At 67.7% G+C, this 24,097-nt stretch carries 20 protein-coding genes; 9 read left to right on the top strand and 11 right to left on the bottom strand.

All coding sequences use genetic code 11. The annotated features are described in order from the left end of the window. Positions 1–57: 57 nt before the first annotated feature. Positions 58–1,194 carry an acyl-CoA dehydrogenase family protein gene (locus L0M17_RS18330; protein ID WP_241056503.1) on the top strand — a complete coding sequence of 379 codons (1,137 nt, stop codon included), beginning with the start codon at positions 58–60 and terminating at the stop codon, positions 1,192–1,194. Between the two features lie 163 nt (positions 1,195–1,357). On the opposite strand, the gene aceB is transcribed toward L0M17_RS18330, so the two are convergent. Further along, entirely contained in the window at positions 1,358–3,037 is a 1,680-nt protein-coding gene (aceB, locus tag L0M17_RS18325; protein WP_241055827.1) for a malate synthase A, read from the bottom strand. Between the two features lie 83 nt (positions 3,038–3,120). After that, positions 3,121–4,473 carry an isocitrate lyase gene (gene aceA / locus L0M17_RS18320; protein ID WP_241055826.1) on the bottom strand — a complete coding sequence of 451 codons (1,353 nt, stop codon included), beginning with the start codon at positions 4,471–4,473 and terminating at the stop codon, positions 3,121–3,123. A 111-nt stretch (positions 4,474–4,584) separates the two neighbouring features. On the opposite strand from aceA, the gene L0M17_RS18315 reads away from it, so the two are divergent. Continuing rightward, positions 4,585–6,120 carry a helix-turn-helix transcriptional regulator gene (locus L0M17_RS18315; RefSeq protein ID WP_241055825.1) on the top strand — a complete coding sequence of 512 codons (1,536 nt, stop codon included), beginning with the start codon at positions 4,585–4,587 and terminating at the stop codon, positions 6,118–6,120. A gap of 451 nt (positions 6,121–6,571) precedes the next feature. After that, positions 6,572–7,156: a CGNR zinc finger domain-containing protein gene (locus tag L0M17_RS18310; RefSeq protein WP_241055824.1), complete on the top strand. Its 585-nt coding sequence runs from the start codon at positions 6,572–6,574 to the stop codon at positions 7,154–7,156. Here L0M17_RS18310 and tgt read toward each other — a convergent pair. Beyond that, on the bottom strand, positions 7,146–8,450 hold the full coding sequence (gene tgt, locus L0M17_RS18305; protein ID WP_372498076.1) for a tRNA guanosine(34) transglycosylase Tgt: 1,305 nt from the start codon (positions 8,448–8,450) through the stop codon (positions 7,146–7,148). The two genes, L0M17_RS18310 and tgt, sit on opposite strands and share 11 nt — an antisense overlap. Before the next feature lie 120 nt (positions 8,451–8,570). Here tgt and L0M17_RS18300 point away from each other — a divergent pair, with 120 nt between their 5' ends. The 3 genes from L0M17_RS18300 to mctP all read left to right on the top strand — a co-directional run bounded on the left by L0M17_RS18300 (position 8,571) and on the right by mctP (position 12,131). After that, positions 8,571–9,926, top strand: coding sequence for a serine hydrolase domain-containing protein (locus tag L0M17_RS18300; protein WP_241055823.1), 1,356 nt, complete (start codon positions 8,571–8,573; stop codon positions 9,924–9,926). A gap of 160 nt (positions 9,927–10,086) precedes the next feature. Beyond that, the gene (locus L0M17_RS18295) at positions 10,087–10,458 is read left to right on the top strand and encodes a DUF3311 domain-containing protein (protein ID WP_241055822.1); all 372 of its coding nucleotides are present in this window, start codon (positions 10,087–10,089) and stop codon (positions 10,456–10,458) included. Beyond that, on the top strand, positions 10,455–12,131 hold the full coding sequence (gene mctP / locus L0M17_RS18290; RefSeq protein ID WP_241055821.1) for a monocarboxylate uptake permease MctP: 1,677 nt from the start codon (positions 10,455–10,457) through the stop codon (positions 12,129–12,131). Before L0M17_RS18295 ends, mctP begins: the two co-directional genes overlap by 4 nt. A 42-nt stretch (positions 12,132–12,173) precedes the next feature. On the opposite strand, the gene L0M17_RS18285 is transcribed toward mctP, so the two are convergent. Together L0M17_RS18285 and L0M17_RS18280 are read right to left on the bottom strand one after the other, a co-directional pair. Continuing rightward, the gene (locus L0M17_RS18285) at positions 12,174–13,508 is read right to left on the bottom strand and encodes a DUF6707 family protein (protein WP_241055820.1); all 1,335 of its coding nucleotides are present in this window, start codon (positions 13,506–13,508) and stop codon (positions 12,174–12,176) included. Positions 13,509–13,635: 127 nt separating this feature from the next. Beyond that, on the bottom strand, positions 13,636–14,175 hold the full coding sequence (locus tag L0M17_RS18280) for an NUDIX hydrolase family protein (protein ID WP_241055819.1): 540 nt from the start codon (positions 14,173–14,175) through the stop codon (positions 13,636–13,638). Positions 14,176–14,341: 166 nt separating this feature from the next. Between L0M17_RS18280 and L0M17_RS18275 the strand changes: the two genes are divergently transcribed. Then, positions 14,342–14,941, top strand: coding sequence for a YdeI/OmpD-associated family protein (locus L0M17_RS18275; RefSeq protein ID WP_241055818.1), 600 nt, complete (start codon positions 14,342–14,344; stop codon positions 14,939–14,941). Positions 14,942–14,946: 5 nt separating this feature from the next. Then, the gene (locus L0M17_RS18270) at positions 14,947–15,231 is read left to right on the top strand and encodes an acylphosphatase (RefSeq protein WP_241055817.1); all 285 of its coding nucleotides are present in this window, start codon (positions 14,947–14,949) and stop codon (positions 15,229–15,231) included. 29 nt (positions 15,232–15,260) lie between these two features. Here L0M17_RS18270 and L0M17_RS18265 read toward each other — a convergent pair whose 3' ends face one another. The 5 genes from L0M17_RS18265 to L0M17_RS18245 form a co-directional block, all read right to left on the bottom strand. Then, positions 15,261–16,091, bottom strand: coding sequence for an MBL fold metallo-hydrolase (locus L0M17_RS18265; protein WP_241055816.1), 831 nt, complete (start codon positions 16,089–16,091; stop codon positions 15,261–15,263). A 406-nt stretch (positions 16,092–16,497) separates the two neighbouring features. Further along, positions 16,498–17,691, bottom strand: coding sequence for an ABC transporter ATP-binding protein (locus tag L0M17_RS18260; RefSeq protein ID WP_241055815.1), 1,194 nt, complete (start codon positions 17,689–17,691; stop codon positions 16,498–16,500). Then, entirely contained in the window at positions 17,688–19,187 is a 1,500-nt protein-coding gene (locus L0M17_RS18255) for an ABC transporter permease (RefSeq protein WP_241055814.1), read from the bottom strand. Before L0M17_RS18255 ends, L0M17_RS18260 begins: the two co-directional genes overlap by 4 nt. Before the next feature lie 123 nt (positions 19,188–19,310). Next, a complete protein-coding gene (locus L0M17_RS18250) occupies positions 19,311–20,360 on the bottom strand; it encodes an iron ABC transporter substrate-binding protein (RefSeq protein ID WP_241055813.1) in 1,050 nt (349 codons plus the stop codon). 189 nt (positions 20,361–20,549) lie between these two features. Further along, complete coding sequence (locus L0M17_RS18245) at positions 20,550–21,824, bottom strand: glycoside hydrolase family 76 protein (RefSeq protein WP_241055812.1); 1,275 nt, start codon at positions 21,822–21,824, stop codon at positions 20,550–20,552. Positions 21,825–22,010: 186 nt separating this feature from the next. Here L0M17_RS18245 and L0M17_RS18240 point away from each other — a divergent pair, with 186 nt between their 5' ends. After that, the gene (locus tag L0M17_RS18240; protein WP_241055811.1) at positions 22,011–22,817 is read left to right on the top strand and encodes an SDR family NAD(P)-dependent oxidoreductase; all 807 of its coding nucleotides are present in this window, start codon (positions 22,011–22,013) and stop codon (positions 22,815–22,817) included. Between the two features lie 338 nt (positions 22,818–23,155). Here L0M17_RS18240 and L0M17_RS18235 read toward each other — a convergent pair whose 3' ends face one another. Next, positions 23,156–23,989 (bottom strand): DUF1684 domain-containing protein, encoded by an 834-nt coding sequence (locus L0M17_RS18235; RefSeq protein WP_241055810.1) that lies wholly within the window; start codon positions 23,987–23,989, stop codon positions 23,156–23,158. Between the last annotated feature and the right edge of the window lie 108 nt (positions 23,990–24,097).

Here is a 24,097-nt window from a genome sequence, read left to right as displayed (position 1 = left end):
AACAGACTGACAGCACAAGCAGCACTGCAGCGCGTAGGGCAGGAGTCGAAGATGACGATGTTCGAACTGACAGAGGACCAGCGCGATCTCGTGGGAATGGTCCACGATTTCGCAACAGAGAAGATCGCCCCGCACGCGTTGGAATGGGACACGACGAAGCATTTCCCCGTGGACGTGCTCCGCGAGGCAGGCAAGCTGGGATTGGGCGGCATCTACGTGGCCGAGGAGTACGGGGGATCAGGCCTTTCACGCGCCGACGCGGTCCTGATCTTCGAGGAATTAGCGAAGGCCGATCCGACTATCGCCGCCTACATCTCGATTCAGAACATGATTGTCTGGATGGTCGACACGTTCGGGACCGACGCCCAGCGAGCCGAGTGGATCCCCAAGCTCGCCTCCATGGAGGCGCTGGGCAGCTACTGCCTCACGGAACCCGGCGCGGGCTCCGACGCGGCGGCGCTCATCACCAAGGCGAAGGCCGACGACGACGGCTACGTTCTCAATGGAGTCAAACAGTTCATCTCGGGGGCCGGTTCATCCGCGCTCTACATTGTCATGGCGCGCACGGCCGATACCGGCCACCACGGAATCACAGCGTTCTTGGTGCCAGGCGAGGCTGAGGGACTTTCCTTCGGGCGCATCGAGAAGAAGATGGGCTGGAACGCTCAGCCGACGAGTCAGGTCGTCTTCAAGAACGTCCGGGTGCCTGCTGCGAACATGCTGGGCGAGGAAGGATCGGGGTTCAGCATCGCCATGAAGGGGCTCAACGGGGGCCGGTTGAACATCGGCGCGTGCTCGCTGGGCGGGGGACAGGCCGCCTTGGACAAGACGGTGGCCTACCTCAAGGAGCGCACTGCCTTCGGTGGCCGGCTGGCCGACAAGGAGGCGCTCATGTTCGACCTCGCGGACATGGAGATGAAGCTCGAGGCCGCCCGGAGCCTCCTCAGCCGCGCCGCGGCCGCCCTCGACCGGAACGACCGGGACGCGCTCCGCCTTTGCGCCATGGCGAAGCGCGTCGCCACGGATGCCGGCTTTGAGGTGGCGAACATGGCGATCCAGCTCCACGGCGGCTACGGCTATCTGCACGAGTACGGGGTCGAGAAGATCGCCCGCGACCTCCGCGTGCACCAGATCCTCGAGGGGACCAACGAGATCATGCGCCTGATCGTGGGGCGCATGCTGGTCGAGCGCTGATCCTTCGGGAAAGACGTCGAGGGGCCGATCCGCGCAGCACCACTACGCGAACCGACCCCTCAACTCTGTTCCCGATCGCCAGCCCCCGGCCTTCGGGGTGCGTGTTGCGAGTGGCGCGTGCCGGCGTCGGGAAGCCTGTGTGCGGGCTTGGCGGCTGGCGGGGCTAGAGGACCGCCGCCAGTGCCCGCTCCAGCTCGGGGAGCCCAGCCTCGTACTCGTCCTCCTTGCCCGCGGTCTCGCACAGGTAGCGTGCGTAGGCCGGGAGGGTGAGGAAGGTCGGGAACTCGGGGGCGAGGGCGACCTCTTCGAAGATCTCGTGCGCATCGCGGAATCGGTCTCCGTCGAAGCGCTCGAGCTTGGCGAACTCCTCCTCGAAGAGCTCCTTGACCCATTCGCGGGTCACGACCTCGCCCTGGTCCGTGATGGCGTGGGAGTAGATCCACTGCCAGATCTGGGAGCGGGAGATCTCCGCCGTCGCGGCGTCTTCCATGAGGTTGTGGATCGCGACGGCGCCGGAGCCCCGCAGCCACGCCTCGATGTACCGGACGCCGACCTCGATGTTGTTCCGGATCCCGGCTTCGGTGATGGTCCCGGTGCACGAGGCGACGTCGATGAGGGCACGGTCGTCGGGTGTGACGTCCTCGCGAAGCCGGTCGAGCTGGTTCGGACGGTCGCCGAGTACGGAGTCGAACACCTCCCGCGCGACAGGCACAAGGTCCGGGTGCGCGACCCACGAGCCGTCGAAGCCGTCGTTCGCCTCGCGCGTCTTGTCCGCACGCACCTTCTCGAACGCGATCGCGTTCGCCTCGGGGTCCTTCCGGTTGGGCACGAAGGCGGCCATCCCGCCGATGGCCATGGCGCCGCGGCGGTGGCATGCGCGCACCAGCTGCTCGGTGTAGGCGCGCATGAACGGCTGGATCATGGTGACCTGGCCGCGGTCCGGGAGCACGAAGCGCGGCCCGCGGGTGCGGAAGTTCTTGATGATCGAGAAGGTGTAGTCCCAGCGGCCGGCGTTCAGCCCGGCGGCGTGCTCGCGGAGCTCGTAGAGGATCTCCTCCATCTCGAACGCCGCCGTGATCGTCTCGATCAGGACGGTCGCGCGGATGGTGCCCTGGGGGATGCCGAGGAGGTCCTGGGCGAACACGAACACGTCGTTCCACAGCCGGGCCTCGAGGTGGTTCTCGATCTTCGGGAGGTAGAAGTACGGGCCCTTGCCCTGGGCGATGAGCCGGCGGGCGTTGTGGTAGAAGAACAGGCCGAAGTCCACGATGCCGCCGGCTACCGGCTTGCCGTCGACGAGCATGTTCTTCTCCGGCAGGTGCCAGGCCCTGGGCCGGACCACGATCGTGGGCCGCTCCTCGGCCGGGCGGAGGCGGTACTCCTTGCCCTCGGGGGAGGTGAAGTCGATGCCGTCGGTGAGGGCGTCGATGAGGTTGATCTGGCCCTGGATCACGTTCCGCCACGAGGGGGTGAGCGAATCCTCCATGTCCGCAAGCCAGACCTTCGCCCCGGAGTTCAGGGCGTTGACGGTCATCTTCCGCTCCACGGGACCGGTGATCTCGACACGCCGGTCCTCGAGGCCGGGTGCCGGCGCGGCGACCCGCCACGACGGATCGTTGCGGATGCGGGCCGTCTCCGGCAGGAAGCGGGGGTCCTGGCCCTTGCGGATCGCGGCGCGGCGCTCGTGGCGGAGCTCGAGAAGCTCCTGCCGGCGCCCCGCCGTCGCCCGGTGCAGCTGGGCGATGAACTCGAGCGCGCCCGAGGTGAGGATCTCGTGCTGCCGGGCGAGCGGCTGCGCGGTCAGGGTGATGCCGTTGATGGTGAGGCTGTCATCAGTGTTCATGAGAGGTCTCCTGAAAGGCGAGAAGTACGACGGCGGGGGCCGGCCGGGCGGGCGGGCCCGCCGTCGTGTCTGAGCCGAAACGGCTAGTGGAATTGGCCCTCTTCGGTGGATCCCACCAGGGCAAGGGTGCTGGCGTTCGGGTTCAGCGCCGTGGAGACCAGGTCGAAGTAGCCGGTGCCCACTTCGCGCTGGTGCTTGGTCGCGGTGTAGCCGCGGTCCTCGGAGGCGAATTCGCGCTCCTGGAGCTCGACGTAGGCGCTCATCCCGTTGCGGGCGTAGCCGTGGGCGAGGTCGAACATCGAGTAGTTCAGGGCGTGGAAGCCCGCGAGGGTGATGAACTGGAACTTGAAGCCCATCGCGCCCAGCTCGCGCTGGAACTTCGCGATCGTGGAATCGTCGAGGTGCTTCTTCCAGTTGAACGAGGGCGAGCAGTTGTACGCGAGCATCTGGTCCGGGAACTCGGCCTTGACCGCCTCGGCGAACTTCCGCGCCAGGGCCAGGTCCGGGGTGCCGGTCTCCATCCAGATCAGGTCCGAGTAGGGCGCGTAGGCCTTGGCGCGGGCGATGCAGGGCTCGACGCCGTTGCGCACCTTGTAGAAGCCCTCCGGCGTCCGCACCGGCGCCCCGTTCTCGGTGAGGATGAACTCGCGGTCGCGCTCGTCCACGTCCGAGGTGATCAGCGTGGCGGCCTCGGCGTCGGTGCGGGCGATGATGACGCTCGGCACGCCGGCGACGTCGGCGGCGAGCCGGGCGGCGTTCAGAGTCCGGACGTGCTGCTGGGTCGGGATGAGCACCTTGCCGCCGAGGTGGCCACACTTCTTCTCCGAGGCGAGCTGGTCCTCCCAGTGCACGCCCGCCGCGCCGGCCTGGATCATCGACTTCATCAGCTCGTAGGCGTTCAGCGGGCCGCCGAAGCCGGCCTCCGCGTCCGCCACGATCGGCACGAGCCAATCCACTGCCTCTCCATCGACGATGGACGTCTTTCCCTCCGAGAACTCGATCTGGTCCGCCCGGAGCAGCGCGTTGTTGATCCGGCGCACGACGGCGGGGACCGAGTTCGCCGGGTACAGGGACTGGTCGGGGTAGGTGTTCCCGGAGAGGTTCGCGTCCGCGGCGACCTGCCAGCCCGAGAGGTAGATCGCCTTCAGGCCGGCCTTGACCTGCTGCACCGCCTGATTGCCGGTCAGGGCGCCGAGGGCGTTGATGTACCCGGTGCCGTTCTCGCGCCCCTCGGTCACGCCCTTCCAGAGCTTCTCCGCACCGCGGCGGGCCAGCGTGCTCTCCTCGACAACCCGCCCGCGCAGCTTCACGACGTCCTCCGCCGTGTAGTCACGCTGGATTCCATCCCAGCGGGGATCGGCGCACCACTCGAGCCTGAGGGCCTCGACCTGCTGCTCAGGGGTCTGTCGCTCGGGGTTCTGCGGCTGCTCAGTCATCGCTGTCTCCTTCGACTCGTCCTCTCCGGCTGCTCCGCCGGGCGGAATTCTTCGTGACATCAACTTTTCCGCCTCTGCAAGCCCCTCGATAGAGAAAGGTGCTGGCAAGAAATGCGGATCTTCACGTATTCTCAAGAAATGTCGCCTGCACCCTCTTGGGCCCGCCCCTCCGGACCTACGACCGCCGCCCGCAGGGGCGCTGAAGCGGGGCCCGGGGGAGGCGTGGATGTCATCAGCCTTGGCCGGAGGGTTCGGCACCTGAGGAAGGCGGCGGGCCTCACGCTCGACGAGCTGGGTGCCGCCGTGGGGGCCGCGGCGAGCCAGCTGAGCCTCATCGAAAACGGCAAACGCGAGCCGAAGCTGGGCCTGCTCCAGCAGCTCGCAAGCGCACTCGGTGTAGGGGTGGATGCACTGCTCGGTGCGGAGCCGCCGAGTCGGCGCGCGGCCCTCGAGATCGAGCTCGAACGCTACCAGCGCAGTCCGCTCTACGAGTCCCTCAATCTGCCCAAGATCCGCATCAGCTCAAGGACTCCGATCGATGTCCTCGAGTCCCAGCTTGGTCTCCTGCGGGAGCTCGAGCGCAAGCTCAACGAGCAGGTCGCTACCCCCGAGGAAGCCCGTCGCGCGAACGGGGAACTCCGCCGCATGATGCGTGAGCGCGGCAACTATTTCCCGGAGTACGAGGCGGAGGCGCAGAAGGTCCTCAAGGCAGTCGGCTACCCGGGCGGACCGCTCAGCCAGCACCTCATCTCCGACATTGCTGCCCACCTCGGTTTCACGCTCTACCACGTGGGAGATTTGCCGCACTCGACCCGCTCGGTGACCGATCTGAAGAATCGCCGGATTTACCTCACCCAGAGCCAGCGCTCGGATCACGACCCCCGCTCGGTGCTCCTCCAGGCCCTAGGCCATTATGTACTCGGCCACGAGACGCCGGGCAGCTACGGCGACTTTCTCGCCCAGCGCGTCGCGACCAATTATTTCGCCGCAGCCCTCCTCCTCCCCGAGCACACGACTGTCGATTTCCTCCAGCAGGCCAAGACTCGCAAGGAGATCTCGGTCGAGGACCTGCGCGATGCCTTCGCCGTCAGCTACGAGACTGCGGCCCACCGCTTCACGAACCTGGCGACCCAGCATCTCGGTATCACGACCCACTTCCAGAAGACGCACCAGAGCGGCATCATCTACAAGGCCTACGAGAACGACGGCGTCAACTTCCCCATGGATCACACGGGCGCCATCGAGGGCCAACCCTCGTGCAAGGCGTGGACGAGCCGCGCCGTCTTCGACGTGCCCGACAAGTTCAGCTCCTACAGCCAGTACACCGACACGATCAACGGAACCTTCTGGTGCACAGCCCGCACCGAGCGCAGCGCGAGCGGGGAGTTCTCCTTGAGCGTCGGAGTGCCGTACCAGCACGTCAAGTGGTTCAGGGGGCGGGAGACGACGGCGCGAGCCACCTCCCGCTGCCCCGATCCGGCCTGCTGCCGTCGGCCCCCGTCACAGCTCAGCGAACACTGGGCAGGCAACGCCTGGCCTTCGGCCCGGGCCCACTCGCATCTCCTCGCCGCGATGCCTCCCGGTGCCTTCCCGGGCGTCGACGAAACCGAGGTGTACGCCTTCCTCGAGGCCCACTCGGGGGCGTGAGATCAGCGCTCTCGGGAGCAAGAGTTGGGCGCTTCGGCCGCCGGCGCGAAACCTTGGCGCGGAGGCCGCCGTTCTGGCCCACGCTCTACGGAGCAGGACTACGTTCTCGAGCGACCGAATACTAGGGCGGCGCCCCTGTGCCGTAGGGAGTCGAGACGTTATCCCGTGCGATTGTCCCGCTCAAGGATGAGGTTAGAGCGGGACATTCTCGCGAACTATGGCACGGGGCCTTGCTCGCGATTCGGTAGCAGACAGGACACGCAGGGCATGCTGGGCACGCAAGGGCATGCGGGGCACGCAAGGGCATGCGGGGCGCGCCGGGCATGCAGGCGTATGGGCAGCCGGTTCAGCCTAGTGCCCCGCTCCGGATTGTTTTGTCGGTGGGCCTTGGCATGCTGCATGGATGGAACGGACTGGAGAAGCGGACCCGGCGGCCGCGCTGTTGGAGCTCATGGCAACCTCGCCGCAGTTTCTGGGGCATGACGGGCTGAACTACCTCAACGAGATCCGGCGGATCGGGGAGCGTGCGGGACTTGAGATTCCGCGCGCGTCCACGCTCGCGGAGATTATTGCCGGCGCCTCGGACCGGGACGACGCCCATGGCGAGGACCCGCTGTGGTGTCCGGTCCCGGGTGATTCTGACCTTGACGCGATTCGTGAACTCCGCGAGCGGCTCTGCGAGGCCCTTTTTGGCGATCAGGGTGCCGATGTCTGCAGCCGCCTCACCCTGATCGCGCTGGACTATTCGCTGATTCCTGCCTTGAACAGTGACGGTTGCTTGACGGTACACACGAACCGAGGGGACGTGGCAGGACGTTTTGCATCCCGGCTTGTGCCTGCCGCGATGGCCCTCGTTTCAGAGCGTCTCCTTGCACGGATCCGCTTCTGCGCCGATCTCTGGTGCCGGAGTCCGTTCCTTGACCGCACGCGAAATGGGAGCGCCATGTGCTGCTCCGCCCGTTGCTCAGCGCGATTGCGAAAGAGGCGTTTCCGGGCGGGTGAGAGCAGGGCACATGAGGAAGGGATCAGCGCTTAGCCGCGTAGTAGCGGCCGAGAGTCTCCTCCTTGAAATCCCAGAAGGTGCCGTCCTCGATGGCGTTGCGTGCGTCGTCGACCATTCGGACCACGAACCGCTCGTTGTGGATCGAGATGAGGGTGTGGGAGAGCATCTCCTTGGCCTTGAAGAGGTGGCGGATGTACGCGCGCGAGTAGTTCTGGCAGGTGTAGCAGTCGCAGCCGTCCTGGAGTGGCCCCCAGTCCTTCCGGTACTTGGCGCCGGAAAGGTTGAACCGCCCATCTGGCGTGTAGAACGCCGAGTTGCGGGCGACGCGGGTCGGGGAGACACAGTCGAAGGTATCCGCGCCGGCCTCGATGGCGGCGAAGATGTCGTCGGGCTCCGAGATGCCGAGGAGATGCCTCGGCTTGTCCTCGGGAAGCTCCTCCGAACACCAGGCGACGATGGTTCCGAGGTTCTCCTTCTCGAGGGCGCCGCCGATCCCGAAGCCGTCGAACGGCATGGCCCCGAGGTCTCGGCACGCCTTCCGCCGCAGATCCTCGTACTGGGCCCCTTGGATCACGCCGAAGAGGGCCTGATACGGCCGCTGACTCCGCTCGTCAGTGAGGCGGAAGTGCTCGGCCACGCAGCGCTCGGCCCACCGGCGTGTACGCTCGAGCGATTCTTCCTGGTACCCGCGCGAATTCTGCAGTGTCGTGAGCTCGTCGAATGCGAACATGATGTCTGCTCCGAGTTGGTGCTGGACATTCATGGAGATCTCGGGCGAAAAGCGATGCCTGTCGCCGTTGAGGTGGCTCGTGAACCAGACCCCGTCCTCGTCAATGTGCGCGAGGCGTTCCTTTCCGGGCGCGACCGCCCGGTCTCGATCGGGGTGCTCCCGTCCGGGATCGTCGGGACCGGAGGCGTCCACGGACATCATGTCGATGACCTTCTTGAAGCCCGAGCCGAGGCTCATGACCTGGAAGCCGCCGGAGTCGGTGAACGTGGGCCCTGACCAGTTCATGAACTTCCCGAGGCCACCGGCCTCGTCGAGGATCTCGGGGCCCGGCTGGAGGTACAGGTGGTAGGCGTTCGCGAGCACGGCCTGCGCGCCCAACTCGCGGATCGACTCGGGGAGCACCGCCTTGACGGTCGCCTTGGTGCCCACAGCGATGAAGGCGGGCGTCCGGATCTCGCCGTGCGGCGTCGTCATGGTGCCAGTCCTGCCAAGGGTGCGAGCGCCGTCGTGCGCCACCAAGGGCTTGTCGACACGGAAAGAGAACTCAGACTGGCGAGGATGGGAATTCGGCACCCCACCAGTCTGCCGTACCCCCACCCGAACTCTGCGCTGGGCGCTCGCTGGGCGTTCCCACAGTGAATGCACAGAGACTTCTCCTAATCTGGCACACAGATTGACGAGTAAGCCTGAGGACGCTCAGGTCGAGCAGGAGGACCCATGAAGCACTCGGGCGGTCCTCGTCGTTCCAGGCTCCCGTTCGAAGGCGTTCTCGGCAGGTCGGCTCGTGTCCGGCGTCGTCGGCTCATCGTCGGCACTGTAGGGACAGTCCTTCTGATCGCCGTGGGGACGGCCGGAATCACCAGCGCAAGCGCTCTGCGCGGCCACACGTCGAACCTCCTCCCCCAACCGCCCGCGTCCGCCGAGAGCACCGCGCATCCGACGTCTGGCTCCCCAGCCCAGCAGGCGGCAGCCAAGGGCGACCAGCCGGGTGCGCCCGCGTGGCAGCAGATGCCGTCCCAGATCTCCGACATCGTCTCGCAGTTCCTCTCAGATCAGGGGGCGGCGGGAATCGCGGTTGCGGTCTCGACAGGCGGCTCTTCGTCGTCGGGCGGTACAGCGCGCTATGTGACCACTCAGGGCAACGCGGCAGACGGCGTCTCATGGTCCACCGACACCCGCTCCGCGTTCCGCAGCATCACCAAGAGCTTTGTCGGCACAGTGGTCCTCCAGCTCGCGTCGGAGGGAAAGCTCAGCCTCGACGACGCCGTCTCCCGCTACGTCCCCGATGTCTCGTCCGTTCAGTACAACGGCTCCGCGGTGGGCGACCAGATCACGGTCCGCGAAGCTCTCGAGATGCGGACGGGCCTGCCGGAGTTCTCCGGAACCCAAGGCTTCTCGGATCAGCTCAATACGGATTACACCGCGCCGTTCACGGACGACCAACTGCTTGGCTACGCGTTCGCCCAGCCCCTCGATTTCGCGCCGGGAAGCGACTACGAATACAGCAACACGAATTTCGTGCTGCTCGGCAAGGTGATCCAAGCCGTCACGGGCAACTCGTGGGACCAGGAAGTCCAGTCGCGGCTCCTCACGCCCCTCGGCCTCAGCTCCGTCGCCTACTCGGGGTCGAGTGATCCGGCGCCGCCTGTCGCGACTCCCTACGAGATCGACAGTGATTCGAACCTCGAGAGCCTCGCCCAAGTCACCCCCTCGCTGTATAGCGCCTCCGGAGGCCTCTTCGGGACCATCGGCGACCTCCTCCGCTGGGGAACAGCGCTCGGCTCGGGCCAGTTCCTGCCGGCCTCCGTCCAGCAGCAACGGCTTTCGGCGATTTCGAATCCAGGCGCCGACGACCCCCAAAGCCCGGAGTACGACGCCTACGGCCTCGCGGCCGGCGAGGTCGATGGGTGGTGGGGCCACACCGGCACGGGTCTCGGCTACGAGTCCCTCACGATGTACCAGGCGAGCACCGGCATGACCGTGGCCATCCTCATCAACACACAGCTGCCCAATCCGAACGGGCCGGCGATTCTCTTCAAGCAGATCGAGGGCTCGCTCAGCTCCCTGAGCTGAGCCAGTCGGCAGGCGTTCCTAGTCGGAAGCGGCGCGGCCTCTTCCCGACCACGTCAAACTGCGGTACAAAGACGGCGGGGGGACAGACATATGCGCCTCCGCCCAGCTGATTTTCCCGAATGCTCGGGGAACGGCCGGACGGGATGACAAGGAGGTCCTGATGTCCGGTCAAGAAAATCCCGCGCCCGACCAGCGCCCCATCCCTGCCGTCCCCAAAGGAAACGGGAGCCGGGGCCGTGATCGGCTCACGAGGGATACTCCGACAAGAGGTCCCGCTCGACCGCTCCCGTACGTCATAGCGGGAATCCTGCTGGCGGCAGCGATCGTGATCCCACTCATTCCGCAGCTGTATTCGTTCGACCAGCCGCGGCTCGGCGGAATGCCCTTCTTCTACTGGTACCAGCTGCTGTGGGTGCCGATCTCGGCGATCCTGAGCAGCTTCGCCTACTGGCTCGTCACCACCGAGGACAGACGACGGCGTCGGGAGGCTCGGGGCGCCGCGGCTGGCTTCGAGGGGGGTGAGCGGGCATGACACGTCCGATCAGCTGGGTTGCGCTCATCATTGTCATCGTGCTCTTCGTGATCGTCGCCGTCATGGGCTTCATGGCGGCACGCTGGCGGCGGAGCGCGGAAGCCACAGGCCTCCATAGCCTTGACGAGTGGGGCCTCGGCGGCCGTGGTTTCGGAACCTGGATCACGTGGTTCCTGCTCGGCGGCGACCTCTACACCGCCTACACGTTCGTCGCTGTGCCCGCAGCCATGTGGGCGACCGGCGCCGTGAGCGGCTTCTTCGCGGTTCCGTACACCGTCGTGCTCTACCCGATCATCTTCATCATCATGAGCCGTCTGTGGTCGGTGTCGCACCGCCACGGCTACGTCACGGCAGCGGACTTCGTCGGCGGCCGTTACGGAAGCCGGTCGCTCTCGCTCGCCATCGCCGTCACAGGCATCGTCGCGACCATGCCGTACATCGCGCTCCAGCTCGTCGGCATCAAGGCCGTCCTCACGGTCCTCGGTCTCGGAAGCTCGCAGAACGCCTTCCTGACGGATCTCCCGCTCATCATCGCGTTCGTCGTGCTGGCCGCGTACACCTACACGTCGGGTCTGCGCGCTCCTGCGATGATCGCCGTCGTCAAGGACCTGCTGATCTATCTCGCGATCATCGTGGCTGTCATCTACCTGCCGATCAAGCTGGGCGGATGGGACACGATCTTCGGCGCGGCGCAGACCAAGCTCACGGCGATCAGCCCGGCCACGGGCAAGCCGGCCGGCGTGTTCATCCCGAGCCCCACGAACTACTCGGCCTACTGGACGCTCGCGCTGGGCTCGGCGATGGCGCTGTTCATGTACCCGCACTCCGTGACGGGCGTCCTCGCCTCGAAGGGGCGCAACACGATCCGGCGCAACGCCGCGATCCTGCCGTTGTACTCGCTCATGCTGGGATTCCTCGCGCTCCTCGGCTTCGTGGCGATCAAGGCGGGGACGAAGCCGATCGACCTGAACGGCTCGGTCAACCCCCAGCTTGTGATTCCGCAGCTGTTCCTCGACGCCTTCCCGTCATGGTTCGCGGGTATCGCGCTCGCCGCGATCGCGATCGGTGCCCTCGTCCCGGCGGCCATCATGTCGATCGCCGCGGCGAACATGTTCACGCGCAACATCTACCGGGACTTCTTCCGCCCTGACGTGAACCCGAAGACGGAGGCGAACGTCTCGAAGATCGTCTCGCTCCTCGTGAAGATCGGCGCGCTCGTGTTCGTCCTCACCCTGGACCAGACGACGGCCATCAACTTCCAGCTCCTCGGCGGCGTCTGGATCCTCCAGACGTTCCCGGCGGTCGTTGCCGGCCTGTACACGCGGTGGTTCGACCGGTGGGCGCTGCTCATCGGCTGGGCCGCGGGCATCGTCTTCGGCACTTGGACGGCGTACGACGTCCTGAACCCGACGACGCACGCCCACTTCGGCGGATCGTTGGCCAACATCCCGGGGACGAACATCAGCGTGTACATCGCGATCTCGGCGTTCGTGCTGAATCTGGCCGTCGCCGTCGTGCTCACTCTCGTGCTCCGCGCGTTCAAGGTCCCGCGGGGCACCGACATGACGCGGCCTTCGGACTACGGTGCGGACGAGACCGACCCCAAGGTCGCGCAGATCGAGCAGATGCAGCACGGCTTCGCGGAGCCCGGCGGCCCCTCACCCGTGCCCTGAGCCGCACAGCGTGGCCCCCGGCAAGAGCCGCGGGGCCACACGTCAGTGCTTGATGGCGTCCAGCTCGATCTTGATCCGGCGATCGAGCTCGGCGCCGTCGAACGCTTCCGAACCCCCATGCGCGCGCAGATGCAGCAGCGTGTCGAGCCGCAGGATCCGCCAGCTGCGCTCCTCCGCCTCGTCGCCGGTTTCTGCTGCCCGGGAGACCTCCTTGTCGTAGAGGTTGGGCTCGTTGAGCGTGCGCTGCCGGACGCGGGCAGCCATCTGGGCGCGGAACGGGTCCTTCTCCGCGGTCTCCGGCGCGCGCAGCAGCTCAGAGTAGACGGCCGAGCGCGCATCCTCGCCCCGCTCGCGGGAGAGGTGGGCGGCTAGAGCGAGACCGGACTCGACCGACGCCCAACGTCCTGGATTGCCGTCGAACGGCACGACGGTGAGGAGGTCCGCGACCTTCTGCGCGTTCTCGGGGTCGTTCTGGCTCACGTAGAGCTCGTACGCGAGCTCCCGCAGATCCTGGAGGCAGGCGCCCGACTTCGTGTTGATGCCCTTCGCGAGCCGCTCGCACAGCTCGTGGATCGCGTGGCGGCCGGGGTGCACGGCGTCGATGTGCCGGATCAGGTCCTCGGGATGCCCCTCGAGCTGCGGGATCAGTTGGAGCTGGGCCGCCGAGGGTCCGCCCGTCGAGGGGCGCGCCTTTCCGGGAACGACGACGACGTCACCAGTGTCGAGCGTGATGGTCGTCTCGGGCTGCTCGGGTTCGTCGCCTTCGGCCTCGGTGGGATCGGAGCTGGCCGCACCGGCGGCCGTCGTTCCGGCCCTGTTCTCGTCGTCGCCGGTCCCGGACCCAGTCGGGCCGCCGTCGTCGTCCGTCTGACCCGCGCCGCCCAGAGGGTAGCTCTGGAAGTGGCGACCCTCAGCCTTTGCCCGGAGATCGTCGTCGGCGGTCTCGCCGCCCCAGATCGCAGCGTAGGCAGGGTCGAACGGGCCCTTGTCCTGGTGAGCATCGGCGCCCTTCGCACCCGCGGAAGCAGGCTTCGCCGTCTCGCGCCCTGCCGTCTCAGCCCCCGCCTTCTCAGCCCCCGTGGCCGCCGGCCCGGAGAACAGGAGGTCGGCGGGCCGGCTCGGACGCGCGGCGACGATCCGGGCGGACGTGCCGTGCGCGACACGCAGGTTGAGGTGGTTGTCGAGGATCGCGAAGTAGAGGGCCGGGTTGTCGTAGTCGTCGAGGACCGTGTCGATCTCGATGATCTCGGCCGTGCCCTCACCGTCCGGAAGCACGAGCCGTTGCCCAGGCCGCAGCTCGGAGGCGTCGATCGATCGGAAGTGCTCGAGCGCGTGGGGGTTCGACCCGCTGGGCTCAGAATCTGGGCGGTACTGCATGGCGGAGTCCTCCAAGTCGCTGTCGGTCCGCGGCCCAGTCTATAAAGGTCCGGTAACGGTCCCTCCGAGGCGCGCCCGACGTCCCAGCCAACGGCGCATGATCAGTGTTCGGCAAGCCGGAGCAGGATCAGGCCGACACGCCGGCGAAGGCCAGAGCCTGCCGCACGAGCTCTCCGCGCCCTCCCATGAACTCGGCCTGCACCGGCCCGCTCAGCACGTCGGCCGGCGACATCCACGTGAGCTCGAGGGCGTCCTGACGCGGCTGGCATTCGCCCGCCACTGGGATGACGTACGCGAGGGCGACAGCGTGCTGCCGCTCGTCGGTGAAGCCGGTCTGGGACGGCGAGGGGAAGTATTCGACGACGGTGAACGGAACCGGGCTGACCGGGAGCTGCGGGAGCGCGAGGGGCCCGAGATCCTTCTCGAGGTGCCTGAGGAGCGCCGCACGGATGGTCTCCTTGTAGAGGACACGGCCCGAGACGAGGGTGCGCATCATGTTGCCCTCGTCGTCCGCCTGGAGGAGCAGGCCGACCTCGTTGACATAGCCGAGAGGATCGAGGCGCACCGGTACCGCCTCGACGTAGAGCATCGGCAGGCGATTCCTGGCTTCGTAGAGATCCTCAGGGGAGAGCCAGCCAGGGTAGGGGTCGGGTGTGCGCACTGCCATAGGTAAGTTTCTACAGCATCCAGTCCGCGATGTCCCCGATGACGGCGGGGCCGACGTGAGCAGGAGTGGTCAGGTCAGGCGCCCCCGGAGGCACGTCCACCGGCAGGAAGAAGGGATGGTCCTCCGGCTAGACGCGGTGACGCCTGGGCCCCGCTACCCTTTCACCATGGCCGCAGAGTTGCCCGAGCTGCTCCTTCCCGACGCCGCTGCCTGGCGGGCTTGGCTCGAGGAGAACCATGCCACGAGCCCGGGCGTGTGGCTCGTGCAGCACAAGAAGGGTGGGTCCGTGACTGGGCTGACCTACGAGCAGGCCCTCGATCACGCCCTGTGCTTCGGATGGGTCGACGGGCAGATCGGTCGTCGCGACGAGGGCAGCTACGTCACGCGGTTCACGCCGCGGGGGCCGAAGAGCAAGTGGTCGAAGCTCAACGTGGCCAATATCGAACGCCTCGAGAAGGCTGGCCTCATGACGGAGGCAGGCCGCGCCGTCGTCCGTGCTGCGAAGGCCGACGGGCGCTGGGAGGCGGCGTACGCGGGCCAGGCTTCTGCCGAGGTGCCAGAGGATCTCGCCGCGGCGATTGCGGCGAACCCTGCCGCCCAGGAGATGTTCGAACAGTTGACGGCGGTGAATCGCTATGCGCTCATTTACCGGACGGAATCCGTGAAGAAGCCGGAGACGCGGGCCAGAAAGATCGCGGACTTTGTGGACATGCTGGCTCGCGGCGAGACAATCCACCCCCAGAAGCCACGCACCGAGAGGAGCTAGTTCTCATGCCACACGTACCCGAGGCGCGGCTTCACGCGACGGTCAAGGGAATGGTCCAAGGGGTCGGATTCCGCTACTGGACGCGAGGCGAGGCCGACAGGCTGGGGCTCGTGGGCAGCGCCGGCAACAGGCTGGACGGGACCGTTGAGATCGTGGCGGAGGGAAATCTCGACGACGTCGAGCAGTTCCTCAAGTGGCTCCAGTCCGGAGACACTCCGGGCCGCGTGGAGGGGGTCGAGGCGTCCATTGGGCCCGCGACCGGGGAATTCCGGCGCTTCTCGGTGTGGTGAGGGCGCTTCTCAGCGTGGTGTAGACGCGCTCAGGCCCAGCCGCGGAGGTAGTCCAGCTGGGCCGCGACGGAGGTCTCGGCCGCGCGGCGCACCGACGTCTCGACATCGGCGTAGACGACGTCGGTCACGGCGCCGACGGGGGCCTCCGCTCCGAGGCTCGCGAGGGCCTCGCGGATCTGGGCAAGCCGCTCTTCGCGGTGCGCGGCGTACGCCCGCACGATGTCCCCGAGGTCGGGCAGGACAGGGCCGTGCGCGGGGAGCACCGTCTTCGGCCCGAGTGCTTCGAGGCGCCGGAGCGACGCGAGATAGTCCCCCAGCCGGCCGTCGGGGTAGGCGATGACCGTTGTGCCGCGGCCCAAGATCGTGTCGCCCGTGAGCACTGACCCCTCGTCGCCGTCGTCGGGGAGGAGCAGGGACACCGAGTCTGCTGTGTGGCCGGGGGTCGCGAGCACCTCGATCCGGACTCCCGCGGCCTCGATGACCTCGCCGTCGGCGAGCGGCGGCGCGGCGAAGCACAGCGACGCGTCGAGCGCCCGGACGGGGGCGCCCGTGATGCGGTGGAACTCCTCCGCGCCCTCGGTGTGATCCGAGTGGTGGTGTGTGATCAGCACGAGCTCCACGCGTCCGGCCGCCGCGAGCTCGCCGAGATGGGTCGCCTCGAGGGGGCCGGGATCGACGACGACGACGCCCGCCTGGCCGGGCATCTCCTGGCCGGGAATCTTCTGCGGCACCTGGGAGAATTCGCCCGAGATGACATAGGAATTCGTCCCGTCGAGACTCATCGGCCCGGGATTGGGGGCCAGACGATAACGGGTGAGTTCCGAGCTCTGGACCCAACGCGAGGCCTTCGATTCAGTCACGGGGAATAGCCTAGCGAGAGTGAAAGGCGCCGGGCGAGAAAGGGGCCGCTCGGGAAAGGAGCAGAGGCAGTTTTCAGAAGGCGAATTATGCGCGATCATTGAGGGACTTCTCAAGCAGCGGGGCAGGCACGGCGGCGTGCCATCGTCGCTATTGACGGGAACAGCAATGCGCTCCAGAGCACAAGGTGCCAGCTCATCCACCCCCCGGTCCGAACAGAAGTCTTCGCGCGCCAACTCGGAGAGGGGCCGCTTCCGAGTCCTCCGGCCGGAACGGCACGAGCTGTCCTCCCTGCGCCTGTGGGAGCGGCTCATGGCCGATCTCCGGAAGGCCGGACTGGCCGACGAGCACGCCCGCGCCGAGGCAGCCCGGCTCCTCGCCGGCGACGTCTGGGGCGGCTGAGGTCGCTCACTCCGCGAGCGTGCTCACGCCCGTCGACGGTTCCCCCAGCGGGAATGCCACGCCTTCTCCGATGACCTTCAGCGCGAGGTCCATGCCCTTGCGCGCCATTGCGGCGTTCCAGTGGCGGATCGTGATGATTTCGCCCCCTCCGGGCATTCCCGGGTGAACGGGCTGGTCCCAGGGGCGGTCGGCGAGCTTGATCCGCACCGACGATTCGGGGCCGAAATAGTCCCAATCGAGTACGGTCCCATGAATGGGCGATTCCGCTGCAATTCGAATTTGCTCGGGCCGCAGCATGATCTGAACGTGGCCTTGGGCGGTGGGGTGGCGCACGGGGACCGGCCCGAGGGAGCACATCGCGAGGCTGCCTTCGAGCCAGGCGTCGAGGATGACGGCGTCGCCGAGGAACTCCGCGGTCGCGCGGTCCGCGGGCCGCGTGTACACGACGAAGGGGTTGCCGATCTGGGCGAGCTTCCCGCCGCGCATGACGGCGACCTGATCGGCGAAGCTTAGGGCCTCGGCTTGGTCGTGGGTCACGAGGATCGTGGTGACCCCGGCTTTGGCGAGCACCTTCGCGACCGCACGCCGGGTCGCGACGCGCAGGCCGGCGTCGAGCGCTGAGAACGGCTCGTCGAGGAGCATGACCTCAGGGCGCCGGGCCATGGCGCGCGCAAGGGCGATGCGCTGCTGTTGCCCGCCCGAGAGCTCGTGGGGGCGGCGCTTCGCGTACGAGCCGTCAAGGGCGACCATGTCGAGGAGCTCCTCGACCCGCGCCGCGATCTGCTTGCGCGATCCGCCGTGCGCCTTGTCGAGCCCGAACGCGATGTTCTGGCCCACCGTCAGGTGGGGGAACAGGGCCCCGTCCTGGGCCACGTAGCCGATGTTCCGCCGGTGCGCTGGCACCCATGTGTCGCCGGCGACAACCCGCCCGCCAAGCATGATCTGCCCCGTGTCGGGCGCCTCGAAGCCGGCGATGAGACGCAGGAGCGTCGTCTTGCCTGACCCGGACGGCCCGACGATCGCCGTCGTGCCCCCCCGCGCGACGTGCAGGTTGATGCCCTTGAGGACCTGCTGCCGCCCAAATGTCTTCGTGACCTCGTCGATCTCGAGGTGATGGTTCGCGGTGTCCGCGATGGACCGCGCGACCCGCGGCTCGGGGAGGCGCGAGGCCGAAGTGGGGGTGGGACTCTGTTCGGTCACTGGCCGGCCGCCTTCTTGGACTGCTGGAACAACAGGTAGGTCATGGGTGCGGAGAGCAGGATCATGAGCAGCGCGTAGGGCGCGGCATCCGTGTAGTCGATACCGCTCGAGAGGTTCCAGAACTGGGTCGCGAGGGTGGACGTGCCCGTCGGGGCGAGCAGGAGGGTCGCCGTGAGTTCATTCAGGACGGCGAGGAAGACGAGCGCTGCACCGCCGGCCGCCGCGGGGGCTGCGAGCGGCAGGGTCACCCGGAAGAAGGCTGCTGCGGGGCGGCGCCCGAGGGCCCGCGCGGCCTCTTCGAGTTCCTTCGGCGCCTGGGCGAGCCCGGCCCGCAGGCTCACGAGCGCGCGCGGGAGGAACAGCAGCACGTACGCGATGACCAGCAGGAGCGTGCTCTGGTAGATGTCCGGGATGGCCCGCAACGCAACGGTCACGAACGCGAGGGCCAGGACGATGCCGGGCATCGAGCTCGTGATGTAGTTGGCGAGCTCGAGCGACTTGCTCAGCCACCCTGCGTACCTGACGGCGAGCCACGAGAGCGGGAAGGCCGCCGCCGTCGCTGCGAGCGCGCCGAGGAGACCGAGCCACAGGCTCTGGCCGAGAGCCGAGGCGAGGTCGGCGGTCTCCCAGATCTTCGCCCCGCCCTCGAGGAGCCAACGCCCGATGACGGCGAGCGGGACTCCGAGGGCCACGATCGCGAGACCGAGGAGCCCCAGCTGGGCGGGCAGTTCCCAAGCGCCGAGGCGCGCCCGGGTCGGGGCGGCCTGCGAGCCGGAGCCGAGCTTCGCGTAGCGGGCATTGCCGCGGGCGCGGGCCTCGATGACGAGCATGACCAGGCACAGGGCAACGAGCACGCTCGCGAGCATGTTGCCTGCGGAGCCGTTGAAGGTCGAGCGGTACTGCTCCATGATCGCCGTCGTGAACGTGTCGAAGCGCATCATCGCGAAGGCGCCGTATTCGGAGAGGAGGTGCAGGCCGACGAGGAGCGCGCCCCCTGCGACGGCGATCCGGAGCTGCGGGAGGACGACGCGGAAGAAGACCTTCCACGGCCCGAGGCCGAGGGAGGCCGCCGATTGCTCGAGCGCAGGGTCGAGGCGAGCGAGCGTGGCCGCTGCCGGGATGTAGACGAGGGGGTAGTAGGAGAGCGTCGCGATGAAGACGCCCCAGCCGAGTCCGGCCATCGAGGGGACCACGGAGACCCACGAATAGGCGTTCACGAAGGCGGGGATCGCGAGCGGGGCGGCGAGCAGCACCGCCCAGACGCGATGGGCCCGGAGTCTCGTGCGCTCGACGAGCCACGCGCCCCCGACCCCGATCACGAGGCACAGCGGCACAGTGATGACCACGAGCCAGACGGTGTTGCCGAGCAGCTCAAGGACCCGCGGCCGCACGATGAGCGCGATCGCGGTGTCCCAGCCAGTTGCGATGGTCATGGCGACGACGAAGCCGAGCGGCACGAGCGAGAGGGCGCCGATGAGGATGCTCAGGACCAGCACGGTCCACGGCAGGGATCGGATCCGTCGAGACCGGGCGCGGAAAGCCCTCAGCGGGCGGAGGCGCGTGCCTCCGTCCGCTGAGGGTCTCCGGCTTGCCGGCGTAGTTGTGGTCTGCAACAAGGCCTAGAGCAGTCCTGCCTGAGTCATGAGGTCGGTGACCTGCTGGGAGTTGAGCTTCGCGGGGTCGACGGCCGGCGCCTGCAGTTCCTGGAGCGGCGTGAGCTTCGGGTTCGCCGCAACGCCAGAGCCGACGGGGTATTCGAACGACGAGCCCGTCTGCAGGATCTTCTGCCCATCTGCGCTGGTCACAAACGCGAGGAACTTCTGCGCCGCCGTCTGGTGCTTGCTCGAGGCGAGTACCCCACCGCCGGAGACCGAGACGAACGCGCCCGGGTCCTGGTTCTTGAAGTAGTACAGGCCGACGTTCTTCGAGTTCTCGCCGGTGTTCGCCTGATCGCCGAACCAGTAGTAGTGGTAGATGATGGCGGCGTCGATCTCACCCGCGTTGACGGCCTTCATTGCCGTGCTGTTGCTCTGGTACGTCTTCGCGTTGGTCTTCATGGCCTTGAGCCAGTCGAGGGTCGCGCTCTCGCCCTTGAGCTGGAGCATCGCGGAGACGATGGCCTGGAAGTCGGCGCCCGCCGGCGCCCCGCCCCAGCGGCCCTTCCACGAGGAATCGGCGAGGTCCATGATCGACTTCGGGAGGTCGGCCGCCTTGACCTTCGTCTTGTTGTAGGCGAGGACCGTCGAGCGTGCCGCGATGCCGACCCACTTGCCCGTCGACGGGCGGTAGGCCTGCGGCACGTTCGCGAGCGCCTCCGAGCCGGGGCTTCCGAGGAGTCCCGCGTTCTCCACCGCGCTCATCGCCGGGGAGTTCTCGGTGAGGAAGACGTCGGCGGGGGAGTTCCTCCCCTCTTGGACGATCTGCTGGGCCATCTCGGTGTCGTCGCCGTTGCGCATGTTGACCTTGATGCCGGTCTGCTTCGTGAAGGCATCCACCCATGCCTGTGTGAGCTCTTGGTGTTGAGCGTTGTAGACCGTGATGGTGTCTGTCGGGCCGCCGGTGGCCCCCGCCGAACCGGACGAGCTTGGCGAGCTGCCGCACGCCGAGAGGCCGAGCGCAGCAACCGCGGCGATCGCGATGCCCGCGAGGGCCTGGGAACGGATCTTCACAGAAGGTCCTTTCGTAGCTTTTTGGGGGCCGGCACACGAGGGCCAGCCCGAAGGGCGCGGTGAGGCTTCGACGTCGAGGGTGGAGGCTCCTGCCTCCGAGAACGACTGTAGGTTAGCCACACCTAACCTCAGGCCGATTCTGGCCTAATTGTGACGCAAATCACTTCAATTACGCAATTTCGAAGTGACCTAATTGCCCTTTGTGACTCGGTGGGCAGCCTCGAGCACCGTCCAGGCCTGCACTTGGGTGCACAGTTCGACGGGCTCGCCCTGCCCCCGCGGGTACGACGACGACGCGAGCTCACCGGGGTGGGCGGGGAAGACCAGGTGCGGCTGGCTGCCGGGCCTTGGCCGTTCATCGCGGCCCTGCCAGAGGGCTTCGGCAGTGTCTGTGACGAGACGCGCTGCCGTGGCCTGCGTCCGCACGGGAAGCCGGGGGTCGATGGCGGCGATTCCGAGATAGCGGGCGAGGATCCCCATGAAGAGGCCACCGTCGCCGCCGCCGTGGGCTTTGAGGACCCGGATTTCCGGCTCATGTTCCCCGGTTGGCGATGCCCCGCCGGGCGCCCCCCCGCTTGGCGTGGCGACGACGACGGTGAGCTCCCGATCCACGGCGTCGACGAGCGCGGCAGCACGCTCGAGGTTCGTCGACGCTGGGTCCTCGGGCCGGTTGTTCGCGTACCCGAGACTTGCTTCCCCGTGACCCGTGTCCCCAGCGTCTCCGAGCGCGAGTAGGGCACCCAAGACCGTTCCCTGGTTGTACGCCCAGATGTCCCGGGTGAGGCGGGGCTCCGGGCTCATCTTGGGTTCGCCCTTGCCGGGGACGTGGATGCCGTCGAGGAACAGGCCCTGCTCGGGGTCGAAGAGTGTCTCGTAGAGCCAGCCCACGAGCGTCTGGGCCCGTCCACGGTCGCCTGCGCGAGCGAAGAACAGGGCGCCAGGTCCGGTCGTCGCGGTGTTCTTGTACTGGCGGCGGGTGTTCCAGAACATGCCTCCGCCGAGGTCGTCCGTATCGCCGGCCACGAGGCGGCGCCCGAGTTCCCGTACTGCCGTGCCGGCAGGCGGGAGGCCGTGGCCCGTGAGCTTCCGCGAGAGAGCCTCCGCGCGCTGGGAGGCGAGGGCGAGCCAGGCCATGTCGTCGAAGAACATATTGGGGAACCGGCCGAAGTTCCGGAGCCGGATCCCCCGCAGATGCCGCTGGGCGAGGGCGAGCCACTGGAGAGCGCCGGCTCGGGCCGCGTCGCCCCCTTCCGCTTCGCGCTCGGCGGCGTCAATGAGGCAGTCGAGCAGATGGGCCTGCCACCAGTAATGCCACTCGCTCCACGGAAGCTGAAGGCGCCGATGGGGATCCTGCACCCACGCAAGCCACGTGCCCCGGACACGGAGGGGCTGATGCCCGAACGATGAGGTTACGCTCTCAGCGGCGGCGCTCGCGCGTGCGGCCGCAGTCTCGGGAGTGCTCACCCCACCACGCTAGCCCAGTGGCCTTCGGGAGGCCCCGGTTCCAGTTGAGGCAAGCAGTTCCGGACGAGAGAAGCTGATAGGCATGCGTGACGGGCCTCACTCGGACCGTTAGGATGGGGCCGGTTAGTCACCATTAACCGAACGCGTTCACGCTGAACTTGATTTCATTCTGAATCGGGAGGACCCATGGATCTCGCTGGTGCCACGGCGCTTGTCACGGGCGGTGCGTCAGGTCTTGGCGCTGCCACCGCCCGCCGACTGCACGACGGCGGGGCTGGCGTCGTCGTCGCCGACCTGCCGGGGAGCCGCGGCGCCGAGTTCGCCGAGGAGCTCAGTGCATCGCGCCGAGGAGGGCCGCCCGTCCTCTTCGCCCCCGCGGACGTGACGGACGAGGCTCAGGTCGCTGCCGCCGTCGACCTCGCGATGTCCGAGGCCTCGGGGCCTGGGCCGCTGCGGATCGTCGTGAACTGCGCGGGGATCGCGACGCCGGGCAAAGTGCTCGGGCGGGACGGGGTGCTGCCGCTCGAGCAGTTCGAGCGGGTCGTGAGGGTCAACCTGTTCGGCACGTTCAACGTGCTCCGCCTCGCTGCCGCTGCCATGGTGCAAGTCGAGCCGGTGAGCACGGAGCTCGGCGGCCCGGAGCGCGGCGTGATCGTCAACACCGCGTCCGTGGCCGCGTTCGAGGGCCAGATCGGCCAGCCCGCTTACTCCGCCTCGAAGGGCGCCGTGCACGCGATGACACTTCCCATCGCGCGGGAGCTCGCGCGTTCGCTCATCCGCGTCGTCACGATCGCCCCGGGGATCTTCGAGACGCCCATGATGGCCGGGCTCTCTGAGGAAGCCCAAACGTCGCTCGGCCAGCAGGTGCCGCACCCCGCGCGGCTGGGGCGGCCGGGGGAGTACGCAAACCTCGTGGCCCACATCGTGGACAACACGATGCTCAACGGCGAGACCATCCGGCTTGACGGCGCGATCCGCATGGCACCGAAGTAGCCCCGGCCCAACTTCTCTCCCTGCCCGCTCTGCCCGCCATCGAAGGGTCCGCCCGCCGTCGCGCGGTCCGCCCGCCGTCGCGCGGTCCGCCCGCCGTCGCGCGGTCCGCCCGCCGCATCCCGTTGCGGTTCCCGCATGTCGCTCCTCTCCCTCGCGCCGTCACCTTTGCAGGGTGCGGACCCTGCAAAGGTGACGGCGCGAGCTGAGAGTGATGGCGCAAGGCAAGGGTGACGGCGCGAGCTGAGAGCGGCGCGAGCTGAGAGTGACGGCGCAAGCTGGGGGCGATGCCCGGCCGGCTACTCGCCGTCGTCCAGCGGCTACTCGGCCTCGTCCAGGGCCTACTCGCCGTCGTCGAGCATCTTTTCGCCGGCTTCGACTGCGAGGTCGAGCGAGTTGTCCCTCACGGGCATCGGGCACGTCCCGTACGGCGTGAAGGCGCTCGGGTAGTTGATGCTCCGGTTGAAGTCGAGGGTGACGCTGCCGTTCGGGCGCGGGCGGGCGGTGGTGACCTTGCGCCAGTCCTCGGTCGTGCGGCCGTTCGTCTCGTCGTGGAACGTGATCGTGAGATCGCCGAGCTTGCCCTGCTCGGCCTGGAGCCGATACTCGTGCCCGTTCCGCCGGAACACGACCTCGCCCGCCGAACGGTGGATGCCGTCGACGAGGGGATTCGCCGTCGAGATCGGCACTTCGCGCGGCTCGGGGTACGGCTCCCACGTGGCTTCGAGGACCCACTCCGGGTCGAAGTCGAAGACCGGGACGCCGCTGAATTCGGTCCGCGTGGGTGATTCGGAGTCGCGCGTGCGGATGGCGTAGCGGCCGCCGCGCATAGCGAGTTCGACGACGATCGTCCCGTAGCGCACCCAGTTCAGCGATTCCTCGTTGGACAGGTGCGCGCTGAACGTCCCGTCCACGGGGTCGCCCTCCTCGTCGAAGACGAGGCCGTCTTCCGCGTGGGCCGTGAGCACGGCGGTCTCGAGCCCTACGGATTCCGAGGTGGACCAGAGGCCGGGGACGAGTTCGACCGGCGACGGCTCGGGGGTGAGCCATTGGAGGGACGTGAGCGTGAGCCAGCCGTGCTCTTCGGCCAGGGCGTTGTTGCGGTTCTCGCGGAAGCGCTGCCAGCGGGCGAGTTGTTCGGTTTCGTTGGTGGAACCCTCAAGAGTGTCCGTCATGAACCCACGATGGCCCCGCTCGGCCGTGGCTGCAAGGGCCGCACGTGAAGCGTTCTTCGAGCGTTTGACCGTCCCCTGAGGACTCGACCGTCCCTCGACGGCATGACC

The sequence above is a fragment of the Sinomonas terrae genome, assembly GCF_022539255.1.
In the GTDB taxonomy this organism is placed as follows: Bacteria; Actinomycetota; Actinomycetes; order Actinomycetales; family Micrococcaceae; genus Sinomonas; species Sinomonas terrae.
Note: the sequence above shows the minus strand (reverse complement) of the source record. Positions and strands in the feature narration are given on the sequence as shown.

Excerpts from the sequence above, each read along its gene's own strand:
- L0M17_RS18330 (WP_241056503.1), top strand. The coding sequence starts at position 58 with ATGTTCGAACTGACAGAGGACCAGCGCGATCTCGTGGGAATGGTCCAC.
- aceB (WP_241055827.1), bottom strand. The coding sequence starts at position 3,037 with ATGAACACTGATGACAGCCTCACCATCAACGGCATCACCCTGACCGCG.
- aceA (WP_241055826.1), bottom strand. The coding sequence starts at position 4,473 with ATGACTGAGCAGCCGCAGAACCCCGAGCGACAGACCCCTGAGCAGCAG.
- L0M17_RS18315 (WP_241055825.1), top strand. The coding sequence starts at position 4,585 with ATGCGGATCTTCACGTATTCTCAAGAAATGTCGCCTGCACCCTCTTGG.
- L0M17_RS18310 (WP_241055824.1), top strand. The coding sequence starts at position 6,572 with ATGGCAACCTCGCCGCAGTTTCTGGGGCATGACGGGCTGAACTACCTC.
- L0M17_RS18300 (WP_241055823.1), top strand. The coding sequence starts at position 8,571 with ATGAAGCACTCGGGCGGTCCTCGTCGTTCCAGGCTCCCGTTCGAAGGC.
- L0M17_RS18295 (WP_241055822.1), top strand. The coding sequence starts at position 10,087 with ATGTCCGGTCAAGAAAATCCCGCGCCCGACCAGCGCCCCATCCCTGCC.
- mctP (WP_241055821.1), top strand. The coding sequence starts at position 10,455 with ATGACACGTCCGATCAGCTGGGTTGCGCTCATCATTGTCATCGTGCTC.
- L0M17_RS18285 (WP_241055820.1), bottom strand. The coding sequence starts at position 13,508 with ATGCAGTACCGCCCAGATTCTGAGCCCAGCGGGTCGAACCCCCACGCG.
- L0M17_RS18280 (WP_241055819.1), bottom strand. The coding sequence starts at position 14,175 with ATGGCAGTGCGCACACCCGACCCCTACCCTGGCTGGCTCTCCCCTGAG.
- L0M17_RS18275 (WP_241055818.1), top strand. The coding sequence starts at position 14,342 with ATGGCCGCAGAGTTGCCCGAGCTGCTCCTTCCCGACGCCGCTGCCTGG.
- L0M17_RS18270 (WP_241055817.1), top strand. The coding sequence starts at position 14,947 with ATGCCACACGTACCCGAGGCGCGGCTTCACGCGACGGTCAAGGGAATG.
- L0M17_RS18240 (WP_241055811.1), top strand. The coding sequence starts at position 22,011 with ATGGATCTCGCTGGTGCCACGGCGCTTGTCACGGGCGGTGCGTCAGGT.
- L0M17_RS18235 (WP_241055810.1), bottom strand. The coding sequence starts at position 23,989 with ATGACGGACACTCTTGAGGGTTCCACCAACGAAACCGAACAACTCGCC.